The following is a 26,596-nucleotide window of genomic DNA, read 5'->3' as shown; positions in this document are numbered from 1 at the left end:
ATCAGTTTTTTAAGCATTCAATTATTTCGTTCGCGACCAGCTCCGGCTTTTCTGCATTGGTCAGCAAGCCTGAGATGGCTACGCCGTGTAGTCCGATGCCCTTGAGGATTGGGATATCTTCTGTCACCACTCCCCCGATCGCAATAACCGGAACAGCTCTTTCATCTTTCAGGTAGGTGCCCAACAGTTGCTCGTACCCATCAAAACCCAGTATCGGGCTGAGCTTTTGTTTGGTCGTGGTGAAACGCAATGGACCGAGTCCGATGTAGTCAACCCCGGCGTGCAGCAATCGAAGACAATCTTCTAGTGTGTTGGCGGTACCGCCGATGATCTTATTCGCTCCAAGTATTTTCCTTGCTTCGATGGGGGACATGTCATCTTTTCCAAGGTGGACCCCATCGACATCTGAAGCTTTGGCAATTTCCGGATAATCGTTGATGATCAGCTTTGCACCATATTGAAGGCATGCATTTTTTGCTGAAAGTGCCGTTTCCAGAATCTCCTGCTCCGGCATTTCTTTCAATCTGAGTTGAATCCAGTTGGCCCCGGCTTCGAGCATTCTTATTGTGTTCGTCAGATGGGCTGCCTGGTCTTTGCCCTGCGAGATATAGTGTAAGCTTGAGATCATATGTGATTACCTAGTAGTGAGATGGAGGAGGAGAGAAATTCCTCTGTGTATTTTTTGGCTTCTGAAGCCCCAAGATGCAGTCCTTTTCCGAGGGCCAGTTGTGATGCCAGCGCCGAAGATAGCACACAGCCGCTGCCGTGTTTAGGATAGACCGTCGATAGAATGGGATCAAGTTGCAAGACTTCTCCATTACTGAAGTAGACCTGATCTACCCCTGGGTTAGCTTCGTTGTGACCGCCTTTGAGATAGCAATGGCAAAACTGAGTAATGTATGAAATACCCTCTTCGACAGTTCCCGCAGAAGTAAATGCACTGATCTCCTCCAGGTTTGGAGTGACTACATCCAGATTGCTGAGTATCTGTTCCAGCTTAGGATGATCATAAAAGTCCTTCCCAAATTCGAAACCGGTCGTTGCCGATAATACAGGGTCCCAAACGATCTGAATATTTGGAGACTTGGCCTTCAAAAGAGAGATGATGTCATCCAGTACGTCCAGACTTTGGACGATGCCAATTTTAGCCGCTGCAACAGGATAATAAAACATCTCATCGATCTGCTTCAGGAGCCAATCCGCGTTGGTCCAGTCACATTGATAGAAGTGAGCATCCGTTTGAATCGTATTGGCCGTCATGGTGCCTAATCCATAAACCCCATGGTTTTCCATCGTCTTGATATCGGCTAAAAGGCCGGCACCTGCAGAGGGGTCAAGCCCTGAGATCGCAAGCACAAATCGCTTATCAAAATGCGTTGTCATAAGCTTCTTTTATTTGTGAAAATGCATCTGCAGGATGGTCAGATTTCCAAACAGCACCCATTACTGCTGCTCCTGAAAACCCATCTTTTTTTAGCTGTGATAGATTTTTGACACTCACACCTCCCAGACCAACAACCTTTTGGCGTATGCCTGAAACGTCGAATCCCTTTCCTTTGTAGTTGTTTTTGGAAATGGAATCGAAAACCGGACTTAACAGCACGTAGTCAAAGCCATTGGACTCTTCAAGCGAAGCGGTTGCATGAAAGGAAGAACTTACGGAAAGCCCCTGATCACAATACGAATGAATCTGATCGTCAAGGGCTTCTCCGAGAACTGTTCTTTCGGCTTCCTTGAAATGGATGCCACCAGTCGAATACTCCATCGCAAGGTCATGATGCTGGTGAAGGACCATTTTCTTGCGCACTGAAGTGTCAAACTGCTCTATCCATGATCTAAGGCCATCCTTCGTAAGATGCGGTTTCCGTACGTGAATTGTACAGCTTTCCGTATCGCAGATGGTTTTCAGGATATCAGCTTCCATTTCAATGGATTGCTCTGCTGTGATGAGAATGAGCATTTACTTACTTACAGATAAACCTCACTGCCTTTTTCTTTGAATTCTTCAGACTTTTCAGCCAGACCTTTTGCGATGGCCTCATCAGTCTCAAGTTCATTTTCTTTGGCGTAGTTACGTACATCCTGCGTGATCTTCATCGAACAGAAATGCGGTCCGCACATAGAGCAGAAATGTGCCACTTTAGCATTTTCTGAAGGCAATGTTTCATCATGATAGGACTTAGCTGTGTCCGGATCAAGAGAAAGATTGAACTGGTCTTGCCATCTAAACTCAAATCGAGCTTTACTAAGTGCATCGTCTCTGTGCTGTGCACCAGGATGGCCTTTCGCAAGGTCAGCTGCATGAGCGGCGATCTTGTAAGTGATCACACCCTCTTTAACATCTTCTTTGTTTGGCAAACCAAGATGTTCCTTAGGCGTCACGTAACAAAGCATCGCACATCCGTACCATCCAATCATCGCGGCGCCAATACCACTAGTGATATGATCATAACCCGGCGCAATGTCGGTAGTCAATGGACCGAGCGTGTAAAAAGGTGCTTCTCCACATTCCTTCAACTGCTTGTCCATGTTTTCTTTGATCATGTGCATCGGAATGTGGCCCGGACCTTCGATGATACACTGGACATCGTGTTTCCATGCAATTTGTGTAAGCTCTCCAAGTGTCTCAAGCTCAGCGAACTGGGCATAGTCGTTGGCATCAGCGATACTTCCCGGACGAAGTCCATCTCCAAGAGAGAATGACACGTCGTAGGCTTTCATGATCTCACAAATCTCCTCGAAGTGGGTGTAAAGGAAGTTTTCCTTGTGATGAGCAAGACACCACTTGGCCATGATAGAACCACCCCTTGATACGATTCCTGTAACTCGCTTGGCTGTGTGAGGAACGTATTTTAAGCGCACACCTGCGTGGATGGTGAAGTAGTCAACACCTTGTTCAGCCTGCTCGATGAGGGTGTCTCTGAAGATCTCCCAGGTCAGGTCTTCTGCCTTACCATTAACTTTTTCGAGCGCCTGGTAAATTGGTACGGTTCCGATCGGAACAGGAGAGTTTCTGACAATCCACTCGCGGGTTTCGTGAATATTCTTTCCGGTAGAAAGGTCCATGATCGTATCAGCTCCCCAACGACAGGCCCATACGGCCTTTTCAACTTCCTCTTCGATAGATGAACTCACGGCAGAGTTACCAATGTTCGCGTTGATCTTTACAAGGAAGTTTCTACCAATGATCATTGGCTCGATTTCCGGGTGGTTGATATTGCTAGGAATTACTGCTCGTCCTTTGGCTACCTCTTCTCTGACAAATTCAGGAGTGATGACCTTCGGGATATCGGCTCCGAAGCTGTTACCTTCATGCTGAGAAGTAATTGCTTTGATCTCCTGAAGCTTTTGATTCTCACGAATGGCGATGTATTCCATTTCCGGCGTGATGATGCCTTTTTTGGCATAATGCATCTGCGTCACGTTACTTCCTGCTTTCGCTTTCAAAGGCTGCTGGATTCTTTTGAATCTCAGATGGTCCAGTTTTTCATCGGCTTCACGATCTCTACCGTACTGGGAGGACAGTCCCGGAAGTTGCTCCACGTCTCCACGTCCTACGATCCACTCATGACGAACAGGCTCAAGTCCTTTTCGTACATCGATAGCTACGTTTGGATCTGTGTACGCGCCGCTGGTGTCATAAACCAATACTGGTTCGTTGGGCGTGCGCGTGTTGTTAAATTGATCTACCGTGTCGTCCAGTGAGATTTTTCGCATCGGGACTTTGATGTCCTTGTGGATGCTGCCTTGCAGATAGATTTTTTCTGAATTTGGAAATGGATCCCTGCTGATTGCCTGATCCGTTGGAATTTGTTCTTGCTTCATGCCACGTTTTAATGGGTTCTAAAATTCGATTTTGAGATTGCCGAAAACTGCTAACTGATTACCGTTAACTGGTCACTGAGATTTGTCAACTGATTTCAACCACCCTGGGTCGCTTTGATGATGAGGACTTTGCTGTCTTGCTCCAGTTGGTGTTCGGTCCATTTTGATCGGGAAACGACCTGGTTGTCCACCGCCACAGCAATGCCATTGGTCTTGATGCTCAGTTGCTCCAGCAACGCTTGTAGGCTCAAAGGCTGATCAAAGGAATGATGTTGGTTGTTAACGTTTACAGTTATCATAGTTTTGAAAATTCGGATAGCTGTAAACCAAAAGGGAGTGGCCCTAAGAAAAGAAGTGAGAATAAAGATGGTACTGTTTACCTATCTATCGTCTCGGATTGTTCAACTTTTCCCTTCGCAGGTATTATCCTGGATCAGGTTCAAAGGGTGTTATCTCAGCCGGGAAAACCGGCACCCCTAAAGTCTACAGACGCGACAAAATTACCCAAAGAATGTTCAATACAAAAAAGGAAGAACCCTCAAAAAACTTTGTCTTGGAAAATTGTTTGGTAAAGTACTGTTAATGAGATGGTTGTGACGATCAATCCAGTGTTGTCACCACTTTAATTTCTTTTGACTCGGGGCTCGTCCATGCATCGAATCCTGTAAGGATGGTCTCAAAGGGAACCTTACTGGTAATGTAGGCTTCGGTATTAAACTCTCCTTCAGAAAGTACTTTCATCACGAACTCAAAATCATAAAGGGTAGCATTTCGACTACACATCAAAGTGGTTTCCTTGGCGTGTATTTTCGGATGTGTAAAAGTTAAATCCCCTTTGAACAAACCTACAAGGACATAGTTTCCTCCATGACGCATATAATCTGTTCCACCTTCGATGGCCCGCTTACTGCCGGTTGCATCAAAAACGGAGTTGGCAAGCCGACCGTTAGTAATTTCTTTGACTTTCTCCACCGGATCCTCAAGAGCATTTACAATATGATCTGCACCAAACTGTTCTTTCACCATTTTGAGGCGGTGGTCATTAATATCGATGGCAATAACTTCTGCACCCAGGTATTTCGCCAGTTGAATAATACCAATACCTATAGGTCCGCAGCCCATGACCACGACGACATCTCTGGATTTAATATCTGCTCGCCTTAATGCATGGGCACCGATGGCCAGAGGCTCTACAATGGCAATTTCCTCGAAGGTCAAATCGTTGGCCTTAAGTAACAGTCGGGTAGGTAAGGAGATGACTTCCTGCATGCCACCATCAGTATGTACGCCAAATACCTTAATATTTTCACAACAGTTTGATTTCCCTGCTTTGCAGGCATCACATTCCTGGCAGTTGATATAGGGCATGATCACTACTCGATCCCCAACTGAAATGCCCTGATGGTTTTCACCGACTTCTACCACCTCTGTTGCAAGCTCGTGCCCTAGAATTCGTGGGTAGCTAAAGAAAGGTTGATTTCCTTTGAACGCATGCAAGTCCGTTCCACAGATGCCCACTCTTTTTACTTTAAGTAGGGCGTTTCCTTCAGAAAAGGCTGGAGCTTCTTTCGTTTTTAGTTCGAACCGGTCGGGCTCTTCGCAAACAATGTATTTCATGGTTACAGTGGTGTCTATTGCCTTAACAAAAATAGGCACAATTAAATGCTCCGATTTTCAGTTTTGATCATAAATAATTTTTGTAAGACAGCATGCATTACAGAAACACCTGCTGTAATGCTTTCCAGAGTTTGCCTTTCTCTACATTGTTATCATGAAGGCTGGAAAGCGGCTTTGAAATGAGAATTTCTTTTGACTTCCATTCTGCCGGGCTGTATTCAGCTAACTCAACCTGAAGTTTTGCTTTGAGTTCATTGTGGTACCCAAAAGAGAGCAACTTTTTGAAGTTGGCATCCAGCTCAGAAAAGGAATTGATCAACTTAATATCATCTCGCTTTTTGTTGATGGCCTTAAGAAGATTTTGGAGCAGTTGCTCGTCTTTACTATTCATTGGAAAGACCAGTACTACCAGCTCATGAATTTCCGGTTGCGGAGTTGGTTCCGGCTCTTTGGCTACCGGTATTTTAGGCGCTTCAACTTTTGCCTGTGGCTGAACAGGAACTACTTCCTCTTTTTGAGCAGGGGGTTCCTCCTTGGGCTCGGCCTGAGACTCATCCAGCACAAAAATGCTTTCGGTGATAAAATGCTTTAAGTTTTGATCTTCAATCATTTGTCTTTGAACAATGCCATAAGTTCCGTGGCGTCCTGAGGTTTCATTCGGTTGCCTAAAATAAGCCTTAATTGACGTCTGCGAAGCGCACCGGCGTGTAATTTTCTCTCCCGTTCAGTTTGAGGTATAGCCTCCGCTACCGGAATAGGTGATCCTTCCGGACTAACGGCTACAAAGGTGAAAAACGCGCTATTGGTCTCTATTTTTTCAAGTTCCGGTACTTTTTCAGCAGTCACCTCCATGTAAACCTCCATAGAGGTGTTGAAGGACCGCGTTACAAAGGCCTTTAACGTAACCACATGTCCTAGTCCTATTGGATTGCGAAACGAAATATTATCGACCGAGGCCGTTACCACAAGACCGTTACAATGTCTTTGAGCAGCGATGGCACCAACAACATCCATCCAGTGCATGAGTCGGCCTCCCATGAGGTTGTTTAGGTAATTGGTGTCATTGGGCATGACCATTTCGGTCATCGTGACAGAGGACTCATTGCAGAATTTTTGACCTTGACTCATTTGTTCCATCCTTTTTCTCCGAGTAAAGGTACAAACCGGAACTGGTTATATTCCTTTTTCATCACTTTGTTATTTGGATGGAGTGTGAGCTTATACATAGTCTGTGTTCTGCCCCCGCCAACGGGGATCACAAGCCGTCCACCAACCTTTAGTTGCTTGAGCAATTCATTGGGAACTGATGGTGCACCGGCCGTTACAATGATGCCATCATAAGGGGCATGTTGTGGAAGCCCTTTTGATCCATCACCGTAAAAGAAGTTTAAGGAGTAACCCAGTTTAGGTAGGAATTTCCGGGTCTTATCAAACAAAGTCTTTTGATACTCGATGGTGTAGACATTGGCACCCATCTCCGCAAGTATGGCGCCCTGATAGCCTGATCCTGTTCCGATTTCCAAAATATTATCTCCAGGTTCAATCTCCAATAGCTCCGTCTGGAAGGCTACAGTATATGGCTGGGAGATGGTCTGGCCGGCACCTATCGGAAAGGCTTTATCCTCATATGCATGGGTATCGAAGATGTCATCAAAGAAAAAATGACGTGGTACTTTCAGTAGTGCATTGAGCACTCGCTCGTCTCTAATGCCCTTTGAGGCCACTTCTTTGACGAGCTGCTTTCTCATTCCCTTGTGCTTGTAGCTATCCTTCAAATGCCTAATATTGTATCAACGAAATTACTTTAACTTCAATTCAATAGCGATATATGTTTACCGGGATCATCGAAGTGGTTGGCGAAATAATAGAAAAAAGAGGGGATGGGACCAATCTTCATTTAAAAATTAATTCCTCCATAAGTGAAGAGTTGAAAATCGATCAAAGTGTGAGTCATAATGGGATTTGTCTGACGGTTACGGCAGTAGAGGAGGGAAGTCACTGGGTCACAGCCATTGACGAAACTTTATCGAAGACAAACCTCAATAACCTTGAAGTCGGAAGTAAGGTGAACCTGGAACGTTGTATGATTATGAATGGGCGTTTCGACGGACACATTGTGCAGGGCCATGTAGATACTGTGGCCAAAGTGGTGAAGAAGGTTAATAAGGATGGTAGCTGGCAGTTTACTTTTACCTACCCTGAAGAAAAGGGTTTCATGGTGGAGAAGGGGAGTGTTTGCGTGAATGGAGTAAGCCTAACTTGCTTTAACATAAAGTCCGGTCAATTCGATGTTGCGATCATTCCCTATACGCTGGAAAACACAAATTTTTTAAATTTAGCAGAAGAAGATTATGTAAACGTTGAGTTTGATATAATTGGTAAGTATATTGAGAATCTGCTACTAAAACGTAATCAATGATTCTGAATTGCCTCCTTGTAGATGATGATCAAACGTCTCGACTAGTAATTAAAAAATTTATCGAGCAAACTGACTTTCTTCATCTTGCCGAAGAAGCAGAGAGTTCGGTCGCTGCTTCCAATATCCTGTTGAATGAAAAGAACAGTGATATTGATTTAGTTTTCATGGACATCCAAATGCCGGAAATGACCGGTATGGAGCTTGTCAAAAATCTCAATAATGCGTATCCCGTGATATTTATCACCTCTAATAAGGATCATGCTTTAGAGGCTTTTGAAGACAATGTGCTGGATTACCTGGTCAAACCGGTAGATTACAGTCGATTCCTGAAAGCTGTAAAAAAAGCACTTGAGGCACGTGAGAAAGAGCTTAAATACGCTGAACAGGAAAATCACATACTTGTAAAGTCTGACTCTAAATATGTGAGGATATCGTATTCTGAGTTGATGTATGTCGAAGCCCTGGCTGATTATGTTATATTCAATACCACGAAGGGCAAGTATATCGTCCATCATACCATGAAGGGTATTGAAAAGAAACTACCGTTTAGTTCCTTTAGCCGTGTTCATCGCTCGTATATAGTCAATCGTAACCAAATCAACTACATCGAAGACCTGACTGTCTCAATAGGGACCAAGATGATCCCGATTGGTGCTTCCTATCGAGAGAAGTTTCTTGAGAAGCTGAATCAGATCTAGTTTAGATCCAGTCTATGTCCTTTTTCAGCCAATTGAGCGTTTCTGCTTCCAGAGATCCTGCAGTGGGTTGATGGTCATATTCCCATGAGCATTGAGGAGGCAGACTCATCAGGATAGACTCTGTCCTGCCATTGGTGTCCAGTCCAAATTTGGTTCCTTTATCCCATACCAGGTTAAATTCAGCGTAGCGTCCTCTTCTTAGGAATTGCCATTTTTTATTGCCCTCATTAAAAGACCTGGATCGATGCTTCTGAGCGTAATCGGAATAAATGGGAACGAACGACTTTCCAACACTCTGAACAAATTGCCATAAGTCTTCTTTTGATTTGCCTTCGGATTGTTCATTGATACGATCAAAGAAGATTCCACCAATGCCTCTTGTTTCATTGCGGTGTCTTATGAAAAAGTAATCATCGGCCCAGGATTTGAATCTTGCATAATACTCTGGGTCTATTTGATCACAAGCCGCTTTCAATATAGAGTGGATCGTGACACCATCCTCTTTTCCATGCACATAATGAGGAGTCAGATCAATCCCTCCACCAAACCAATAGGTTCCATTACCCATTTCGAAGTAGCGTACATTCATGTGAATGATGGGAACCCATGGGTTTTGTGGATGAAGAACTATAGATACACCCGTGGCATAAAAGTCTGTTTCCGGAAGGTTCAGTGCCTCCAGGATCTTTTTGGGAGTTGGTCCGCTAACAGCTGAAAAATTGACACCACCTTTTTCAATTAGATTACCGTCATCTATAACCCGGGTTCTACCGCCTCCACCTTCCGGTCGTTGCCAGTTATCTTCTTTGAAACTAGATTTTCCATCCAGATCTTCCAGGCCCTTGCAAATTTCATCCTGAAGTTCTTTGAACCAATCGGTTATCGTTTGTTTGTTCATTTTTAAAAAGGGTATCCAATACCAAAATTCCAGTTGATCCTAGGCCAGAGATTCCTCGGCTTTAATTCATCCAAAACATATCGTTGATTGAGAGGAACAGCCGGGTCAATAAACTTGTAGGCCGCATCAATTCTCATGACGAGGAATGACATATCTATTCTCAAGCCGGCTCCTGCGCCTACCGCAACCTCGCTAGCAAAGTTGTCTAAATTAAATTTACCACGATCACCCTGAGGGTCCAAGTTGTTGTCGATGGTCTTACTTCTCCATAGCCAAACGTTACCAGCATCCACAAAAAGAGCATAATCGAAGATGGCAAAGAAGTCTCTTCGAATTTCGGCGCTCAATTCTACGATAATATCTCCCGGCTGCTCCCTGTCATAGTTAACTTCTTTATCGCCATTTTCTCTGACAATATATTCTCCATACGCACCGGGACCTAGCCTTCTTGGCTGCCATGCTCTGATGCTGTTGCTACCACCTGCGAAATAATACTTTTCATATGGGAGGGATCTACTTGAACCAAACACATAAGCCACTCCAATATTGGTGCGATATACGAAGGAGGTTTTTCTGTCAAGTCTCACACTCTGCCTGAAATCTATTCCTCCTTTGAGGTATTTATAATAAGTCAGGTCCTTTCTAAAAGGTGTATCTCCAAGTATGGGCTGAAGGAGTCCACCGTATTCGATCTCCATATGAAGGAATTTGGCGTTGACATTACCAAGTCCGTAGCCTCCGCTATTGTAGTCCATCGACATGGCGCTATTACTTACGAATGAGGATTTGAAGGCGCTCACGTACGAGATGTTACCATTCGCTTCAAGTGTATCCAATTCTGCTTTAAAGGCATCAGAGTTGATGGACCTGATGTATGCGACTTCATATGGTTTGAAATTGAACCTAAGGTTATCGCTGATTTGCCAGGTATAGGTCCAACTGGAATTGAAGGTAGTCCTCTCATACTCACCAAATCTGTATTCAAAATTTACCCCGATGGCAGCCTTTGTTTTGGGGTTGTAAGCTCCAATTTGCTTTTTATAAGCATTCTTAATCGGAAAGACGAATTGAGGGAAGGTGATAGACAGTGTGGCACCATATTGTAGTCGTGAGTATTTTCTTGAGTTGGAGGTTTCCTTACTTACCCCGTTAATCCCCTGGATACTTGCGCTCCCATCCAACTGAAGAATTTCTAATCCCTTAAAAGTATTTCGGTTCTTGGCGTTAAAGTTAATGAACGGACCGGGTAACCCTTGTGCCTGGCTTTCCAGAATACTAAGCCCGCCTTCAAAAGAGGTTTGGTACTTGCTCAATGGGCTGGTGAAAATATTGGTAACGAACCGGCCTCCTGTGGTATCGTGGTTGATGTTGACAAATTTGAACATGTCGAGGTACCCAAGCTGCTTTTGGGTCTCCTGCACCAGCTGTTTATTGTACAAACTGTCGGGATAGGTAAATATTCGCCAGTCGACTACTCGGGGATAGAATACATTATTCGTCAGATTGAAAGTGATATTGTTATGCCTCGAGGGTTCGCGTCGTCTGACGTAGGATTCGTTTGGGTTTGCGGTAAATATCACCGAGTCGATCTGATATTGCTTATGTTCCTTGTCAATGGGGTTGGCAATAATTTCTTTTACAATCAGTCTTTGATCATCGAGACTGGCACTGTCCACCTCGAAAATGACATATTGTCTTTTGAAATCATAGTAGCCGTTGTTACTCAAAAGTTCATAAACGCGATCTCTTTCTCTGGTGATTAGGTCCTGGGAGTAGGGTTCTCCATCTAAAAGTCGTTGTTTAGGGTAGCGGTTAAAGATTTCGGAGATTTTCTCATTTTGAATGTCATAGATCATCGAGTCCATCATGTATTGTGGGCCTTCAATGACTTTAAGTTTTATGGAGGTCTTTTTTTCTTCAGTTTTGAAATACCTTGTTTCTACCTCAGCATCAAAATGGCCGATAGAGAAGAGGTAGTTTTTGAAATTTTCTTTTGTCTGCAAGTATTTGGAGCTATCAAAAACCGCCAGTTTTTCACCCCATCGCATTCTGAGGTTTCCTTCCTTGATTTTTGAATCCCACTTGTCTTGCTTTCGGATTTTCTTTGACTGGAGCTTCCGTTTTTCTTTTTTGGTTTTAGCCTTTTCCATTTTTCGGTCATACCGTTCACCAATCCTGTCACGTTTTTGCACCATTCCAATAGAATCGTAATTGGCGTAGCCCCACTGGTATAAATAAACAAGATGCGTAAACGGGAAAAGGAAAAAGTGGGTGTTAGGTTCTTGTTCCTGCAATAGGACGAGCTCATCAATACTCACATGGCCATCTGTTTTGATAGCTTGCTTTTTGAGGATAGTTTGACCTTCTTCTAAATATCGAGTACCCAGGCAAGAAGAAAGAATGAATATTGTGGAGATGACGAGTAACTTTACCTTCAAACCCTTCAGATCAATATGGTTTCCAAAAATCGCTTAAAATTCATCAAATCACTCAAGATAAAAAAGTACAGACAGAAGGAAAGAAGCTTTTTAGTAGAAGGACGAAAAAACGTATTGGAACTCATTAATTCCGATTTTGAAGTTCAGTGTATATTGGCAACGAATAAATTCATTTCATCTTATGGAAATACCGGCAATAATTTGGAAATCCATGAGGTGAATTCAGACCTGCTTGCAGAGGTAGGGTCCTTTCAAACCAACGAAGACTGCCTGGCTGTCGCAAGTATGAAACCATCCATTTTGAGCGAATTGATCATTTCTAAACCGACGTTTGTATTGGATGGAGTAGGGGATCCGGGAAATCTCGGAACGATTATCAGGACACTTGACTGGTTTGGCCACGATACTTTGATATGCTCCTCAGACACCGCGGAGTTTTATAATCCGAAAGTCATCAACAGCACGATGGGGTCTTTTACAAGGGTCAAGGTTTATTATACCGCTTTAAAAGAATACTTAACCAATGTTGGCCTTCCTATCTATGGTGCAGACTTAGACGGCGTTCATCCCAGGGATTGTGATTTTTCCGTTCCGTCGCTGATGGTAATGGGTAGTGAGTCCCATGGCTTATCTGAGGAGGTTAAACCATTGATTAATCACTTTGTGTCAATTCCAGGCAGTGACAGAGCCGAGTCGCTTAATGTTGCGATGGCCACGGGGATATTGGCTTATCAGGCCTATCATTAAAAAAGCCACCCAAAGGTGGCTTTGTGATTAATTTCTAAATGCTTTGTAAGCGTTGATAAGACCAGATGTCGATGCATCATGGTCTGTAACTTGCTGATCATTTTCCAGTTTTGGAAGAATTCTTTTTGCTAGCTGCTTACCTAATTCGACACCCCATTGATCAAAGCTGAAAATATTCCAGATCACACCCTGCGTGAATATTTTATGCTCGTACATGGCAATAAGTGATCCAAGTGTTCTCGGGTTCAGTTCTTTGAACAAAATGGAATTCGTAGGTCTGTTCCCTTCAAATACTTTGAAAGCGGTGAGTTCATCTATTGTTGCCTGATCTACTCCCTGGCTTTTAAACTCCGCCACTACTTCGTCAGAAGTCTTACCCATCATAAGTGCTTCTGTCTGTGCAAAGAAGTTTGCCAATAATTTAGGGTGATGATCACCTACTGGGTTTTGACTATTCGCAGCTGCCAGGAAATCACAAGGTATGATTTTAGTGCCCTGATGGATCAATTGATAGAAAGCGTGTTGACCGTTAGTGCCTGGTTCACCCCAGATAATAGGCCCTGTCTGGTAACTGACTTTTTGGCCGTCTCTTCCAACGTATTTCCCATTGCTTTCCATGTCACCTTGCTGTAAGTATGGAGCAAAAGCATGCATGTATTGGTCATATGGAAGGATTGCGTGAGATTCTGCTCCAAAGAAGTTGTTATACCAAACTCCTAGTAAAGCCAGAAGTACAGGAATGTTTTCCTCATCAGGGGCAGTTTGGAAATGTTGATCCATTGCCTCAGCTCCTTTAAGTAGCTCCAGGAAGTTATCGAACCCCACGGCACAGGCGATTGGCATACCTATCGCAGACCATAAGGAATAACGTCCGCCAACCCAATCCCAGAATTCAAACATATTGTCGGTATCAATACCGAATGCTGAGACTGCATCTTTGTTCGTAGAGATTGCGATGAAATGATTTTTTACAAACGTCTCATCTTTTGCAGTTTTCAAAAACCAGGATTTGGCTGATTCTGCATTGGTCATTGTTTCCTGTGTGGTAAAGGTTTTGGAAGCAATGATGAAGAGCGTTGTTTCCGGATCTACTTCTTTTAACGTGGTGTAGATATGACTACCATCCACGTTCGATACAAAGTGTGGAGTGATGCCTTCCACCGCGAAAGGTTTCAGACACTCTGTTACCATGAAAGGGCCTAAATCAGATCCGCCGATACCAATATTTACTACGTGCTTGATTGGCTTACCTGTGTATCCTTTTAGCTCACCTGAATGAAGTTTGGATGTGAATGCTTTGATTTTGTCTAGCACCGCGTTTACATCCGGCATAACATCCTTGCCATCTACGAGAACGGGCTTATTGCTGGTGTTTCTCAGGGCAATATGAAGGACGGATCGGTTTTCAGTTTTGTTGATGGCTGCACCATCAAACATTTGCTTCCTTGCATCTGAAAGACCGCAATCTTTCGCCAGATCAAAAAGTAAACTTAAGGTTTCTTCTGAAATACGATTTTTGGAATAGTCTAGAAGTATATCCTCAAATTGAGTAGAAAATTTCTTGAATCTATCCGGATCAGCAGCAAACTGATCCTTCATTTTTATTGCATACTGCTTGTCAAAATGGGCTTGAAGTTTTTTCCAGGATGGTGTCTCCGTGGGGTTAGTTGTTGGTAGCATACTTTGTCAAATAATCTGATACATCTTTCGATGTACGAAGATTATTAAAAAATACCAATAGCCAACTCTCTATCAAACAAAAAGAGCATGTAAACAAAGAATCCGATGAGATAAATTAATCCTTCTGCCCTGTCAACCTGCTGCTTCGCGAAGGTGAACATGAAAACAAACAATAACAGGGTACCCAGAATCACCATGTACATATCCATGTTGAGCACCACATTGAATGTTAGCGGGCTGTGAATCATTCCCGTCACCCCTAATACTAATAAGAGATTGAAGATATTGGATCCAACGATGTTACCAATGGCCAAATCGGACTTCTTTTGATATGCTGCCACCGCAGATGTTGCAAGTTCAGGAAGAGAAGTTCCTGCTGCTAGTATTGTCAGACCAATAAGTTTTTCACTCACACCAAACAATTCAGCAATTGACACTGCATTATCAACGATCATTTTACCCCCGAAAATCAACCCGGCAATACCCAGAATAATCATGATGGTAGTTTTCATGCTGCTGTAAACAACAATCTCTTCAAGTTCTTCTGCCTCATCCGGATGCCTTGTAAGGTTCATGAAAATGTATATCAGGAACAGTGCAAACATCACCAAAAGGACTATCGAATCATAAAAACTCAACGTATTGGTATCCTTCTCAAAGAAGATTACATCATTCACCAGAATGAAGAAAACAGCGGTTGCAAGTAGGGAATAAGGAATTTCCTTCCACAATGCATTTTTTTGTACTGTTAGCGGGTAGATTGTGGCTGATACACCAAGAATCAGAAAGATGTTAAAGACATTGGATCCGATAATATTTCCGAATACCACGTCGTGAGAAACAGAACCGGAAATAATATTTACCACTAGTTCCGGGGCAGATGTGCCCATAGCTACTACCGTCAGACCAATCGCAATGTCTGATACATTAAATCTTTTGGCTAGCGATGAAGCTCCATTTACTAGAAAGTCTGCTCCCTTGATTAAGAGAACAAATCCAACAATTATCAGGAAAAAATTTAATACAACTTCCAAGGCGGATCTAAAGGTTAAGCTGACAAATACAAATCAATATAAATATATTGGGATTTTATTTAATCTCGGCAAGATAGCCATAACATTAATTTTAACAAAACTACTCAATTGGCTAAATACCAAGCTCTTCTATGATTTTATTTGTTTTATTTTTTAATAGCTGTTTCGCATTTTCGTAATCCTCAGTACTACTAAGCTCGCCCTTCACACTAAAATAAAATTTGATCTTGGGTTCTGTTCCCGAAGGTCTTACTGATACTTTGGTTTCATCGGCAGTTAAAAACTGTAGAACATTGGAAGATGGAAAATCAATTTTAGTTTCAGTACCATTTGTTGGGTTCTTACTAGTACTCGATTTATAATCGATTAATTCTACCACAGGAGAGCCCGCCAAAGTTTGAGGAGGATTGTTCCTGAAGTTAGCCATCATCTCGTTAATTTCTTCGGCTCCCGATTTCCCTTTTTTAGTAATTGACTTCAATGATTCCTGATACAGACCAAACTCCCTGTGAATTTTTTCAAGGGTATCAAATATGGTTGAACCTTCTGATAATATCCATGCTGTCATTTCAGCTATTAAGGCACATGAAGCCACTGCATCTTTATCTCTTACAGAATCTCCTACAAGATAGCCGTAGCTTTCCTCTCCGCCACCTATAAACTTCTCTTTTCCTTCTAGCTTCCGGATGATTTCTGCAATGTATTTAAAGCCGGTAAGTGTATCGTAGAGTTTGACATCGAACTTAGCCGCGATCTTAGCAATAAGGTCGGTGGTCACCACGGTTTTCACCATGAACTGTTTGCCGTCAATTTTTCCGTTCTCTTTCCATTTTTTGGCGAGGTAGTAGAGAAGTAAGGATCCCGTTTGGTTTCCATTTAACAATTCAAATTCCCCGTCTTTATTTCTGGCTGCAATTCCTACACGGTCAGCATCAGGGTCTGTAGCCATTACCAGCTCCGCATTCACTTCTTTAGCCTTTTTCAAAGCCAGTGTCAAAGCTTCAGCTTCCTCCGGGTTAGGATATACGACAGTAGGGAAGTTGCCATCAGGCTCAGCCTGCTCGTCAACTACTGTGACATTGGTAAACCCAAATTTCTCAAGAACCGGAGGCACGACCTTAATTCCCGTTCCGTGAATTGAACTGAATACGATAGGGATGTCTTGGTTTTGCTTGATGATTTCTGGAGAAAGGGTAAGTTCAGCGAGTGTGTTGAAATACTTTTCGTCCATTTCCTCACCAATAATTTCGATAAGATCCTGACGTGCATCAAATTTCACCTCATCAATCGAGGTTATTTTTCCAACCTCAGTAATCACATTTTTATCGTGTGGAGGAACCATTTGCGCTCCATCTTCCCAATAAGCCTTATACCCGTTGTATTCCTTAGGGTTATGAGAGGCAGTTAGTACCACACCACTTTTACAGCCTAATTCGCGAATAGCAAAGGATAATTCCGGAGTAGGCCGAAGGCTTTCAAATAAATAAACTTTAATGTTATTGGCTGAAAAAACAGCTGCAGTCGTTTCTGCAAAAAACCGGCTGTTGTTTCTGCTATCGTGGGCAATAGCCACGGAGATAGATTCTCCGGAAAAGACATCGTTAAGGTAATTGGCCAGTCCCTGGGTAGCCATCCCCACTGTATATTGGTTCATTCTGTTGGAACCAACGCCCATGATTCCTCTCAATCCACCCGTACCAAATTCAAGGTCTTTATAAAAACACTCTGTCAACTCTGTGTTGTCAGAATCATTGAGCATTTTCTTTATCGCTTCTTTCGTTTCACTGTCAACTTTTTGGCTGTTTAGCCAATTCTGTGCCTTTGCTTCTAAACTCATTTTGGTGATATTTTAATGTGTGCTATTTGGGAGGTGTTAATTTATGATTTTAATAACTAAATCCAATCTTTTTTCTAACCCTTTCAAGAGTGTCCATGGCAATTTCTGAGGCCTTTTCTTCTCCAGTTTGGAGCTGGTCTTCCAGCTCTTTTGGATTTTGGATCAGGTACTGAAATTTCTCTCTCTCCACTTTGAATTTTTCCATTACCAATTCAAACAATGCTTGCTTGGCATGACCGTATCCAAAATTTCCACCCAGATACTTCTCTCTCAGCTCCTGAACTTCCTTTTCTTCTCCCAAAAGTGAATACAGTGAGAACACATTACAGGTATCCGGATTTTTTGGTTCTTCCAGAGGAGTACTGTCAGTCACAATGGACATTATTGATTTTCTTAAGGGCTTATCTGCCTGAAAGATGTCAATGGTATTGCCATAAGACTTACTCATCTTTTGTCCATCAGTGCCCGGAATGGTCATGACCGACTCATCTATCTTTGATTCAGGGACCACGAAAGTTTCTCCATACTTGTTGTTGAAGCTAGTAGCAATATCCCTGGTCATCTCAAGGTGTTGCTTTTGGTCCTTGCCAACAGGGACAATATTTGCATCATAAAGCAAAATATCCGCAGCCATTAATACCGGATATGTGAAAAGTCCTGCGTTGACATCTGAAAGTCTGTCGGCCTTATCTTTAAATGAATGCGCATTAGCCAGCATAGGAAAGGGCGTATAGCAATTTAGATACCATGCCAATTCACATACCTGAGGTACTTTGCTCTGACGGTAGAAAAGGTTTTTTTCAGTATCAAACCCACAGGCTATCCAGGCAGCAGCCACAGCAAGGGTATTCGCCTTCCTTTCTTCTGCGTCCTTGATCGTTGTGAGCGAGTGCAAGTCTGCGATAAAAAAGAAGGATTCATTTTTTTCATCCCTGGAAAGCTCTATTGCCGGAATGATGGCTCCAAGTAGGTTTCCAAGGTGAGGTTTTCCCGAGCTTTGAATGCCCGTTAGTATTCTTGCCATGCAGGGTAAAATTTTTTGTGCAAACCTAAATAATTTGAACCTTTGTCGCGAGTTAGAAAATAAAGAATAGTCGTGCTAAGAAATATCTGGATTGTGATTTTGGTAATGGGCCTTCATTTCGTTCTGTTAGCCCAAAATGAGGTTGGTTTTATTGAGAAGAAATTTGATTTTGGAAAGATAGGGGCAGTCGGGGGAAGGCTGGATCATTCATTTCTATTTGTAAACAAAAGTACAGATCCAGTTTCGGTCATCGGCCTGAGATCTGGTTGCGAGTGTATCGTGGGTGAATGGCCCTCAGAGGCAATAGCGCCCGGAGATTCAGGGGCAATTGAGGTAGGTTACTTCTCTTCAGGGAGGCTAGGTTATTTTTCGGAATCAATTCAAGTACAGTTTAAGTCCAGAGAATCCGTTTCATTGGAGATTTCAGGTCATGTGATTTATGATGATGCCGAACTCGTGCATCTCGAATTTGGCCAGGGAGCGATTTATTCGAAAAGTCAGAAGTTAAGCCTTGGAACCCTTTATGAAGGGGATACCATTTCGAAAAGCATTCTAATTCAAAACCAGTCGGAAGACACTGTGATATTTGACCTCAGTAGGTCCACAGGTCCCAACCCGATATCCTGGTTTTTGAGTGATAAACAGATGGGTCCAAATGAAGTTCAGGAACTGGTCTTTAAGATGAATACCAGTGGATTACAACCTGGGTACAGGATGGATGAAGTGGAGTTGATTACTGATGAGAAAGATTCGGTGAAAACTTACCAGCTATCCAGCGTTATAGTGCCGTCTCCTCAGCGGGAGGGAGCCTCCGGAAGAATTTCGCTTGATCGGGATTCACATGATTTTGGAATGGTACCCGAAGGGGACAGCGTGGTCACCACTTTTCAACTGATCAACACCGGAAGGGGTGATTTGGAGATATTGCGTGTAGAACCTAATTGTAGCTGCATTGGTGTGCTGCTTCCAAAGGAGCGTCTGGAATCATATGAGCGGCTCGATTTCCAGGTTTATTTCCTGACGGAAGGTCGACGTGATAATGAATATAAACGAGTAGCACTATACACAAATGACCCTAACCATCCGGTCAGGGTCATTTCTCTAAAAGCCAGGGTTCAACCATGAATTATTCGGCACTAAAAACATTATTGGTTCTGTCCAGATCAGCCATGCGCTGCGTCTCGTCTATTTCTATTTTTTTGATATCAGATTTTGGTAGATCAATAGTAAACGAATATTCCGGATGCGTCCAATACCAATCAGGAAGTATGGTGCGCTCAAGGTCTGTTTCGTTCGGCTTCTCTCCGCGCATTACGCCAATCGGGATATAGTACAGAAACTGTGATCCATCTTTCTTTGTGACAACAATATCAAGGGGCATTGGAATGCGTCCAATCTTGGATAGAGTTACTTCAGTAGTTTTTCGATTTTTCTCTACCGACTTGATCCCATAATCAATGGTATTGGTGGTGTGAATCCACTCATCGAAAAACCAGTGCAGTTCCAGATCACTTTTCTTTTCCATGAGTCTGATGAAATCATTTGGTGTTGGGTGCTTGAATCCCCACTCATTTCTGTACTCGATAAGTCCTGCTCTCATGGTTTGGTCACCAATGATGTAACTCAGTTGATTGAGTGCTACACCACCTTTTACATAAGCAGATCGACCATAGCCACTATTGGTGATAAAATGGTCAGCATGGGTGCAAGCAGGTTCCTCCAGGCCTGTTTTAGCCCAATTGATATAGTGTTCATTACTACCTCCTACCGCCGGCCAATCCTGACCCCAGTCCCTGATCTCATTTAGAATGATGTCTTCCGCATAGGTCGTAAAGCCCTCATCCATCCAGGCAAAGTAGCTTTCGTTGGTGGCAAGCATACCCTGATACCAACTGTGGAGTGCCTCATGAACGAGGGTGCCGGTAAGCGAGCTAAGGGAACGGACTCCGGTTCGTTTTCTATTAATAATTAATGTTGCCATGGGGTACTCCATACCACCATCTCCACCTTGAATGATAGAGTATTGAGACCAACCATACTTGCCGAAGTTTTTTTCTATTGATTCGAAAATTTTTGCGGCTTGTGGAGCCAATTCCGTCCGCCAAAGGATGGTTTCTTCCTCATCGATACTAAATATCCGAATGAGCGGTCCTCCATTTGGGGTTTGTATGGTGTTTTGCACATATTCGGTGTCCGCTGCCCAGGCAAAATCATGAACATTTTCTGCTTTAAACTTCCATGTTAATTTATCTGATGGGTAGGACACGTTCACCCCTTCATCCTCATAGCCATAACCTACTTCATTAGGGTTTTGGACAATTCCGGTTCCTGCCAATACATAGTCTTTATCGATGGTGATATTGACCTCATAATTTCCCCAGGGTGCATGAAACTCCCGAGCGACATAAGGGTCGGCATGCCAGCCACTCTCATCATACTCGGCCATTTTCGGGAACCATTGGGTCATAGAGTAATCCACGCCATCGAAGCTGTCTCTTCCCGTTCTTCTGATTTGGAGTGGAACCTGTGCATTGAATTCCATTTCAAATGTGGTTGAGCCTCCCGGAGGAATCGGGTCTGCCAATTTTACTTCCAGCGTGGTATATGAAACATGGCATTCAAGGTCTTTTCCATCCTGAGTCAGAGTAGCAACTTTCTGATAGCCTATTTCGTCTTTTTTGAGCTTATCCATTTGTCCCATCAATGGAAATCTGGGATCCGGATCAGGTACGCTCAAGGTTTTCCAGTACATCATGCTATTGGGTTGAAAAGCATTGTAGTAAAGGTGGTAGTAAACCTTTTTGAGTGTGTCTGGTGAGTTGTTAGAATAAACTAGGGTCTGCTTGCCGGAAAATTGATGATTCTTGGCGTCGAAATCAATGTCCATTTTATAGTCCACATGTTGTTGCCAGTAACCCTGTGCGAAGGGGGTGGAGGTGGTCATGAGGAATACCATAATAGACAAAATGAAAAACTTCATGTTAATATGTTTTATTTGAATCTTAACCTGGTGTAAAAATAAAAACCACCAACCAATTGCCTGTAAGACTCTTGATTGATGGTTTATCAATGTTATAAATGGGAAAGAATATTAAGATGCATTAAACATCCACTTTCGCATATTTTGCATTTTTCTCAATGAATTCTCTACGCGGAGCTACTTCATCACCCATTAGCATGGAGAACAGGTGATCTGCCTCAGCGGCTGACTCAATAGTAACCTGCTTTAAACTTCGGCTATGAGGATCCATGGTAGTGGTCCACAACTGCTCCGGGTTCATCTCTCCCAGACCCTTGTATCGTTGGATGTTTACAGAATCTTCCTTGCCTTCTCCAGCGATCTCCTTAATCAAACGATCTCTTTCATCATCGGACCAGCAGTATTTTTCCTGCTTTCCTTTTTTGATTTGGTATAGGGGAGGAAGAGCAATGTACAGATAACCGTTCTCGATTAGCTCTCTCATATACCTGAAGAAGAATGTTAAGATCAGCGTACGAATATGGCTACCATCGATATCGGCATCAGTCATGATGATGATTTTATGATAGCGCAATTTTTCGGTATCCAAAGCCTTTTCATCGTCTTCCTTGCCAAATTTCACTCCAAGGGCCGTAATGATGTTTTTGATTTCATCATTGTCATATATTTTGTGCTCCTGGGCCTTTTCAACATTCAGAATCTTACCTCTTAGCGGAAGAATAGCCTGAAACGCTCGATCACGTCCTTGTTTGGCTGATCCACCCGCTGAGTCTCCCTCCACCAGGTAAATTTCACAGGCGTGAGGATCTTTATTTGAGCAATCTGCCAGTTTTCCGGGTAGTCCGGTTCCGGAAAGCACGTTCTTTCTTTGAACCATCTCACGAGCTTTTCGTGCGGCGTGTCTTGCCTGTGCGGCCAACACTACCTTTTGCACAATTTGCTTCGCTTCTTTTGGGTGCTCTTCCAGGTACTCATTGAGCATGTCGGCTACGCAAGTATCCACAGCTCCCATGGCCTCCGAGTTACCCAATTTGGTTTTGGTCTGGCCTTCAAATTGAGGTTCAGCAACCTTCACTGAAATAACAGCCGTGAGGCCTTCTCTAAAGTCATCCCCGGTGATATCAACTTTCACTTTTTCCAGTTGACCTGATTTATCGGCGTAGGACTTTAATGTTCTGGTTAAAGCTCTTCTAAAGCCTGCAACGTGCGTACCTCCCTCTATGGTATTGATGTTGTTTACATAGGAGACTACATTTTCACTGTAAGAAGTGTTGTAGTTCAAGGAAACCTGAACGGGAATACCCCCTTTGTCACCTTCAATAAAGATAGGCTCAGGAATTAGCTTCTCCCTGGTATTATCCAGGTACTCAACAAATTCTTTTAACCCTCCTTCAGAGTGAAAAATATCGTGTAAATCTTTACCATCTTCGTCTTGCTCACGATGATCATAAAGATGAATAGTGATCCCTGCATTCAGGAATGATAACTCTCGCAGTCTGGCTGCAACCGTCTCATGATTAAACTCTGAAACGGTAAATATGTCGGTATCCGGTTTAAAGTGGATAATGGTCCCTGTTTTATCCGTCTTACCGATTTCTTTTACCTCGTATTTTGGAATACCAATGCTGAACTCCTGCTGGAAGATGGTGCCTTTTCTATGAACTGTGGCGATCAATTGCGAAGAAAGTGCATTCACACAGGACACCCCAACACCATGAAGTCCACCGGACACTTTGTAGGTGTCTTTATCAAATTTACCACCGGCATGAAGTACCGTAAGAACCACCTCCAGTGCCGATCTTTTTTCTTTTTCATGGTAGTCCGTCGGGATACCACGACCATTGTCGGTTACTGTGATGGAGTTATCTTCATTTATCTCAACTGTGATTTCATCACAATGGCCGGCGAGTGCTTCATCTATGGAGTTGTCTACTACTTCCCATATTAAGTGATGCAGTCCTTTTACCCCTACATCACCAATGTACATAGCGGGTCTCTTTCTTACAGCCTCCAGACCTTCAAGTACCTGAATATTACTCGCTGAATACTCTTTTTGACTCATTGTAAATTGCTTGTGTTGTTCATTTTGATAACAGGCAAAACTATATAAATTCTACCACTCTGACCCGGGTATTTTGGCCATATATGGACTTGGCGAAAGGGGGGTAATAAAACCCTGTGAAATAGGGCTTTGATTGTGGATGGAAGGAATTTAATATGTACTTGATGAGAGCATCACCAGGGTACATCCGTTCACAGTTTCGATACCCTGATTAGCTGCCCGTCTTGCAAGATCGGGGTTTTCAGTTCCCGGATTAAAAATGATTCGCTTAGGGCTAAGACTAAGCAGGTAATCTTCCCATTCTTTTTGATGATCGGGATTGATGTACAGAGTCATCGTGTCAATGTTGGGTATTTCGGGTTGATCACTTAGTTGCATGATCTCTTTCCCAAAAATGTTGCCCTTCCTGATGCCTAAAGGAACAATCTCATGATGGTAACTTGTAAGACGCTCTGCGGCGAGGTAAGCAAAGCGCGAGGTGTGTGGGGTAGCTCCTATGATTGCTGTTTTTTTACTCATAGAGTTAGAAACTAGGACTTGGTCTTTTTGGACCTGAAAATCCAATATTCACCCCAAAGATAATAGGAGTAATGCCGGTTCTTTGGGGAACCTGATTAAATAGCCCTTCATTGATGGTGGTCGAGGCGTATTTCTTTGAGAACAGTCGGGTGCCTACCGATATTCCAAGATGGAAGTCTAAAGTTACCCCCGCATTCCCCGGACGTTGCATCCATCGGTTCCCAATAAAAAGTCCATACGCGAATTGCGACTCGTTTGCTTTTAACCCTATTTCTCTTGGAGAGAGCGGATTAAAAATTGAATCTAATTTATTGATTTGGTGAGACTTGTATGTCAGCATGATCTGGTGGCCGAAATAGAACATCCCGAGCTTTTTATCGAGGTGATAAAACTTTTGTCTAAACTCAGTACGCACTCCATTTGTACTCACTTTATTGATCTCGGCCTTTTCGAAGAAGGGGTCATTAATGATGGTTAATTCTAATTCATAACCGAGTCGCTCCTGAATATAGTATTCTGCTGCAATAGGCAATTCCCCAAATAATGTCCAAAAAGGGTTTGTAGCAAAAATGTATCCCTTAAACTCTCCTTGCCGGGGTACGAAATAGCGTATGCTGTTGCTCTTGTATTTGTATTCGGGTTTGTCGATAAACTCTTTCTCTTGTTTTGCGATGGATTCTGAAGTTCGAAAAATGGGCTTTTCGTCTTCGTACACAGGCCGGTAAACACCGGCTACGGAGCCATCCGGATTATAAAGAATCCATTTTCCAACACGTCTGTCTCCATGCAGTTCACCTTCCATCTTTAAACTACCGTCCGGGTAGTAGCTCATATAGGTGCCATGGCCTTTGTCATAATGAGCAACGCCATCTTCCAGCCCTTCTTCGTTGTAAAAGACCCAGTCTCCATGCTTTTGGCCATCAAGAAGTTCTCCGCTTGCTTTTTGCTTGCCACTCTCATAGTATTCCTGATAGTTTCCTGTCCCCACTTCAAACTCGCCTTCACCCTGGACGATACCTGAAGGGTAGTAGAGCTTCCAGTACCCATCTTTTTGATCTTGCCTCATAGGACCTTCGGAGCTTACAGAGCCGTCAGAATAATAATATTTCCAGGGACCACTTTTTTGCCCATCCACAAATAATCCCTCCGCAGCTACCTGTCCATTCTTGTGGTAATATTTCCAGTAGCCATTTCTCAATCCATCATGAAAATCTCCGTGGGCCTCCAGTTCACCAGATTGATAGTAATAAGTCCAGTTGCCTTCACTTTTTTCATCTACGTTTTTACCCTCCATCTTGAGACTACCATCAGGGTAAAACTCTTTGTAAATGCCCCTCCCCAGATTAAAAAAGGCCTGTGCTTTGAGTGTTCCATCTTCGTACTGATAATTCCAGATGCCCTCTTTTTTACCCTCGTAATAGATACCGGCACTTTTTTCATTGCCATTTTCGAAGAAAAAGGTCCAAGAGCCATGCTTAGCATCATCCTTGAAAGCCCCTTTAACTTTCATATTGCCATTTTCAAAGTAGTAGATCCATTTTCCTACCTGGCTGCCATCGCGAAACTTGCCTTCAGCTTTTTTCTGACCGTTTTCATAAAAGAAAGCCCATGTGCTATCCGACTCGTTGTTATGATAATAACCCCTTGATTCGAGGGAGCCGTTTAAGTAAAATGATTGATAAAGGCCCTGAAGGCTGGAGTCTGCCTCACTCAGTGAGATCATCTCCTTTAAGTGAGTGGTGTCCGCGTCAAAGAAGGTTTTTTTGACGAACACCTGTCCGAAAGCAGGACAGACCACGGAGAAGATTAGCAGATATTTTAGGAAGGTGGGCCGCATGGACTGGTGGGTTTAATGAAGATTTTCCTTCTTTCCCCAATCCTCCATTTCCTGCTCTTTGTACAACCCGGGGTAGAAAACTACCTGCTGCTTTTTGGGCGGTAGATATTTCTGCCAGTTAGTACCACCGGTGGCCTTGATTTCCTTAGGATCTCGGTTCAGGTATCTTGCTGCACTTCTGTAATGCATCAAAGGCCAGGTGACATTGGCTTTATAATCCAGGTTCCTTAATTCATGCTCAACTTCCTTATCACCCTGAAAATTTTTCAGGTATAGCTGTCGAAGGTTGGTGTCCTTAAGGTCATGAGCCATCTGGATAAATTGCTTGGAATACTTCTCTTCAAACTGAATCAGCGTAAGGGTTTTCTTTCCGGTGGCAAGTTCTGTGGCGCCTCTCTTCCAGTAAAGTGACTCATAAATATCTTCAATGCTGCTATACTCGTTGAATTGGTCCCGTTGATCCGGAGCAACCAGTAGATGGAAGTCGGTTGAATTAATCTCAATCATTCGGTATTGTGCTGATTGGAATCCGGAAGCTGGCAATAGGGACATTCTGAACTGCAGAAATTGATCGGTATCCATCCCATCTATCATCACATCGAAGGAATCAATCAAATGATCGAAATAGCGGTTCATTCGATTTAAACTACGCTTGAATTCCTCTCGTGTAAAAGTTCCTTGCGTAAGTCGCTCCTGTTCCGTTAATATTAAGCGGAAATACAATTCGGAAATCTGATGATACAGGATGAAAATGCGCTCATCGGGGAAACTGGTTTTGGGCGTTTGCAGGCTCAAAAGAGTATCCAAATGGATATAATCCCAGTAAGTGAGGTAGTCAGCATGCAGCAGTCCGTCGAGATAAGATCCCAGGTTTTGACCACTGGATTTGTATTTGGCTTCAAGCTGTTCCAGCTTGTCCAATATCTCAGGACTGAAAGTTCGGTTTCCCATTCTTGTTCGTTAGCTTACGAATGTAAAATT

At 43.1% G+C, this 26,596-nt stretch carries 24 protein-coding genes and 1 riboswitch; of the genes, 4 read left to right on the top strand and 20 right to left on the bottom strand.

Annotation, left to right across the window (positions count from 1 at the left end; translation table 11 throughout):
* Position 1: 1 nt before the first annotated feature.
* From NXR94_RS07890 to NXR94_RS07850, 9 genes are all read right to left on the bottom strand, one after another.
* Positions 2 to 628 (bottom strand): thiamine phosphate synthase, encoded by a 627-nt coding sequence (locus tag NXR94_RS07890; protein ID WP_258104072.1) that lies wholly within the window; start codon positions 626 to 628, stop codon positions 2 to 4.
* Positions 625 to 1,383 carry a bifunctional hydroxymethylpyrimidine kinase/phosphomethylpyrimidine kinase gene (locus tag NXR94_RS07885; protein WP_258104071.1) on the bottom strand — a complete coding sequence of 253 codons (759 nt, stop codon included), beginning with the start codon at positions 1,381 to 1,383 and terminating at the stop codon, positions 625 to 627. The genes NXR94_RS07890 and NXR94_RS07885 overlap by 4 nt, the downstream gene beginning before the upstream one ends.
* Positions 1,367 to 1,960 carry a thiamine phosphate synthase gene (locus tag NXR94_RS07880; RefSeq protein ID WP_258104070.1) on the bottom strand — a complete coding sequence of 198 codons (594 nt, stop codon included), beginning with the start codon at positions 1,958 to 1,960 and terminating at the stop codon, positions 1,367 to 1,369. The genes NXR94_RS07885 and NXR94_RS07880 overlap by 17 nt, the downstream gene beginning before the upstream one ends.
* A gap of 8 nt (positions 1,961 to 1,968) precedes the next feature.
* Positions 1,969 to 3,825 carry a phosphomethylpyrimidine synthase ThiC gene (gene thiC / locus NXR94_RS07875; protein WP_258104069.1) on the bottom strand — a complete coding sequence of 619 codons (1,857 nt, stop codon included), beginning with the start codon at positions 3,823 to 3,825 and terminating at the stop codon, positions 1,969 to 1,971.
* A 95-nt stretch (positions 3,826 to 3,920) separates the two neighbouring features.
* Entirely contained in the window at positions 3,921 to 4,136 is a 216-nt protein-coding gene (gene thiS / locus NXR94_RS07870) for a sulfur carrier protein ThiS (RefSeq protein WP_258104500.1), read from the bottom strand.
* Positions 4,137 to 4,217: 81 nt separating this feature from the next.
* Positions 4,218 to 4,313: riboswitch (TPP riboswitch) on the bottom strand.
* Between the two features lie 112 nt (positions 4,314 to 4,425).
* Complete coding sequence (locus NXR94_RS07865) at positions 4,426 to 5,442, bottom strand: zinc-binding alcohol dehydrogenase family protein (protein ID WP_258104068.1); 1,017 nt, start codon at positions 5,440 to 5,442, stop codon at positions 4,426 to 4,428.
* 97 nt (positions 5,443 to 5,539) lie between these two features.
* Positions 5,540 to 6,052, bottom strand: a complete 513-nt coding sequence (locus tag NXR94_RS07860) for a hypothetical protein (RefSeq protein ID WP_258104067.1) — start codon at positions 6,050 to 6,052, stop codon at positions 5,540 to 5,542.
* Positions 6,049 to 6,570, bottom strand: a complete 522-nt coding sequence (locus NXR94_RS07855; protein ID WP_258104066.1) for an acyl-CoA thioesterase — start codon at positions 6,568 to 6,570, stop codon at positions 6,049 to 6,051. The genes NXR94_RS07860 and NXR94_RS07855 overlap by 4 nt, the downstream gene beginning before the upstream one ends.
* Complete coding sequence (locus NXR94_RS07850; protein ID WP_258104499.1) at positions 6,567 to 7,226, bottom strand: protein-L-isoaspartate(D-aspartate) O-methyltransferase; 660 nt, start codon at positions 7,224 to 7,226, stop codon at positions 6,567 to 6,569. The genes NXR94_RS07855 and NXR94_RS07850 overlap by 4 nt, the downstream gene beginning before the upstream one ends.
* Before the next feature lie 44 nt (positions 7,227 to 7,270).
* Between NXR94_RS07850 and NXR94_RS07845 the strand changes: the two genes are divergently transcribed.
* Positions 7,271 to 7,861, top strand: a complete 591-nt coding sequence (locus tag NXR94_RS07845; protein WP_258104065.1) for a riboflavin synthase — start codon at positions 7,271 to 7,273, stop codon at positions 7,859 to 7,861.
* Positions 7,858 to 8,559 carry a LytTR family DNA-binding domain-containing protein gene (locus NXR94_RS07840; RefSeq protein WP_258104064.1) on the top strand — a complete coding sequence of 234 codons (702 nt, stop codon included), beginning with the start codon at positions 7,858 to 7,860 and terminating at the stop codon, positions 8,557 to 8,559. The genes NXR94_RS07845 and NXR94_RS07840 overlap by 4 nt, the downstream gene beginning before the upstream one ends.
* Before the next feature lies 1 nt (position 8,560).
* On the opposite strand, the gene hemF is transcribed toward NXR94_RS07840, so the two are convergent.
* Positions 8,561 to 9,457 carry an oxygen-dependent coproporphyrinogen oxidase gene (hemF, locus tag NXR94_RS07835; protein WP_258104063.1) on the bottom strand — a complete coding sequence of 299 codons (897 nt, stop codon included), beginning with the start codon at positions 9,455 to 9,457 and terminating at the stop codon, positions 8,561 to 8,563.
* A gap of 2 nt (positions 9,458 to 9,459) precedes the next feature.
* Positions 9,460 to 11,895, bottom strand: a complete 2,436-nt coding sequence (locus NXR94_RS07830) for an outer membrane protein assembly factor (RefSeq protein WP_258104062.1) — start codon at positions 11,893 to 11,895, stop codon at positions 9,460 to 9,462.
* 15 nt (positions 11,896 to 11,910) lie between these two features.
* Here NXR94_RS07830 and NXR94_RS07825 point away from each other — a divergent pair, with 15 nt between their 5' ends.
* Complete coding sequence (locus tag NXR94_RS07825) at positions 11,911 to 12,642, top strand: RNA methyltransferase (protein WP_258104061.1); 732 nt, start codon at positions 11,911 to 11,913, stop codon at positions 12,640 to 12,642.
* A gap of 27 nt (positions 12,643 to 12,669) precedes the next feature.
* Here NXR94_RS07825 and pgi read toward each other — a convergent pair whose 3' ends face one another.
* The 4 genes from pgi to trpS all read right to left on the bottom strand — a co-directional run bounded on the left by pgi (position 12,670) and on the right by trpS (position 18,217).
* A complete protein-coding gene (gene pgi / locus NXR94_RS07820) occupies positions 12,670 to 14,322 on the bottom strand; it encodes a glucose-6-phosphate isomerase (protein ID WP_258104060.1) in 1,653 nt (550 codons plus the stop codon).
* A gap of 44 nt (positions 14,323 to 14,366) precedes the next feature.
* On the bottom strand, positions 14,367 to 15,356 hold the full coding sequence (locus NXR94_RS07815) for a calcium/sodium antiporter (RefSeq protein ID WP_258104059.1): 990 nt from the start codon (positions 15,354 to 15,356) through the stop codon (positions 14,367 to 14,369).
* Positions 15,357 to 15,468: 112 nt separating this feature from the next.
* On the bottom strand, positions 15,469 to 17,193 hold the full coding sequence (locus tag NXR94_RS07810; RefSeq protein ID WP_258104058.1) for a phospho-sugar mutase: 1,725 nt from the start codon (positions 17,191 to 17,193) through the stop codon (positions 15,469 to 15,471).
* Between the two features lie 49 nt (positions 17,194 to 17,242).
* The gene (gene trpS / locus NXR94_RS07805) at positions 17,243 to 18,217 is read right to left on the bottom strand and encodes a tryptophan--tRNA ligase (protein ID WP_258104057.1); all 975 of its coding nucleotides are present in this window, start codon (positions 18,215 to 18,217) and stop codon (positions 17,243 to 17,245) included.
* 72 nt (positions 18,218 to 18,289) lie between these two features.
* Here trpS and NXR94_RS07800 point away from each other — a divergent pair, with 72 nt between their 5' ends.
* Positions 18,290 to 19,342: a DUF1573 domain-containing protein gene (locus NXR94_RS07800; RefSeq protein ID WP_258104056.1), complete on the top strand. Its 1,053-nt coding sequence runs from the start codon at positions 18,290 to 18,292 to the stop codon at positions 19,340 to 19,342.
* Between the two features lies 1 nt (position 19,343).
* On the opposite strand, the gene NXR94_RS07795 is transcribed toward NXR94_RS07800, so the two are convergent.
* The 5 genes from NXR94_RS07795 to NXR94_RS07775 all read right to left on the bottom strand — a co-directional run bounded on the left by NXR94_RS07795 (position 19,344) and on the right by NXR94_RS07775 (position 26,566).
* Positions 19,344 to 21,197, bottom strand: a complete 1,854-nt coding sequence (locus NXR94_RS07795) for a M1 family metallopeptidase (protein WP_258104055.1) — start codon at positions 21,195 to 21,197, stop codon at positions 19,344 to 19,346.
* 121 nt (positions 21,198 to 21,318) lie between these two features.
* Positions 21,319 to 23,259 (bottom strand): DNA topoisomerase (ATP-hydrolyzing) subunit B, encoded by a 1,941-nt coding sequence (gene gyrB / locus NXR94_RS07790; protein WP_258104054.1) that lies wholly within the window; start codon positions 23,257 to 23,259, stop codon positions 21,319 to 21,321.
* Positions 23,260 to 23,409: 150 nt separating this feature from the next.
* Positions 23,410 to 23,778 carry a CoA-binding protein gene (locus tag NXR94_RS07785; RefSeq protein ID WP_258104053.1) on the bottom strand — a complete coding sequence of 123 codons (369 nt, stop codon included), beginning with the start codon at positions 23,776 to 23,778 and terminating at the stop codon, positions 23,410 to 23,412.
* 4 nt (positions 23,779 to 23,782) lie between these two features.
* A complete protein-coding gene (locus NXR94_RS07780) occupies positions 23,783 to 25,615 on the bottom strand; it encodes a toxin-antitoxin system YwqK family antitoxin (RefSeq protein WP_258104052.1) in 1,833 nt (610 codons plus the stop codon).
* 12 nt (positions 25,616 to 25,627) lie between these two features.
* Entirely contained in the window at positions 25,628 to 26,566 is a 939-nt protein-coding gene (locus NXR94_RS07775; RefSeq protein ID WP_258104051.1) for a tryptophan 2,3-dioxygenase family protein, read from the bottom strand.
* Positions 26,567 to 26,596 lie beyond the last annotated feature (30 nt).

Source organism: Marinoscillum sp. MHG1-6 (assembly GCF_024714475.1).
In the GTDB taxonomy this organism is placed as follows: domain Bacteria; phylum Bacteroidota; class Bacteroidia; order Cytophagales; family Cyclobacteriaceae; genus JAMZMI01.
Note: the sequence above shows the minus strand (reverse complement) of the source record. Positions and strands in the feature narration are given on the sequence as shown.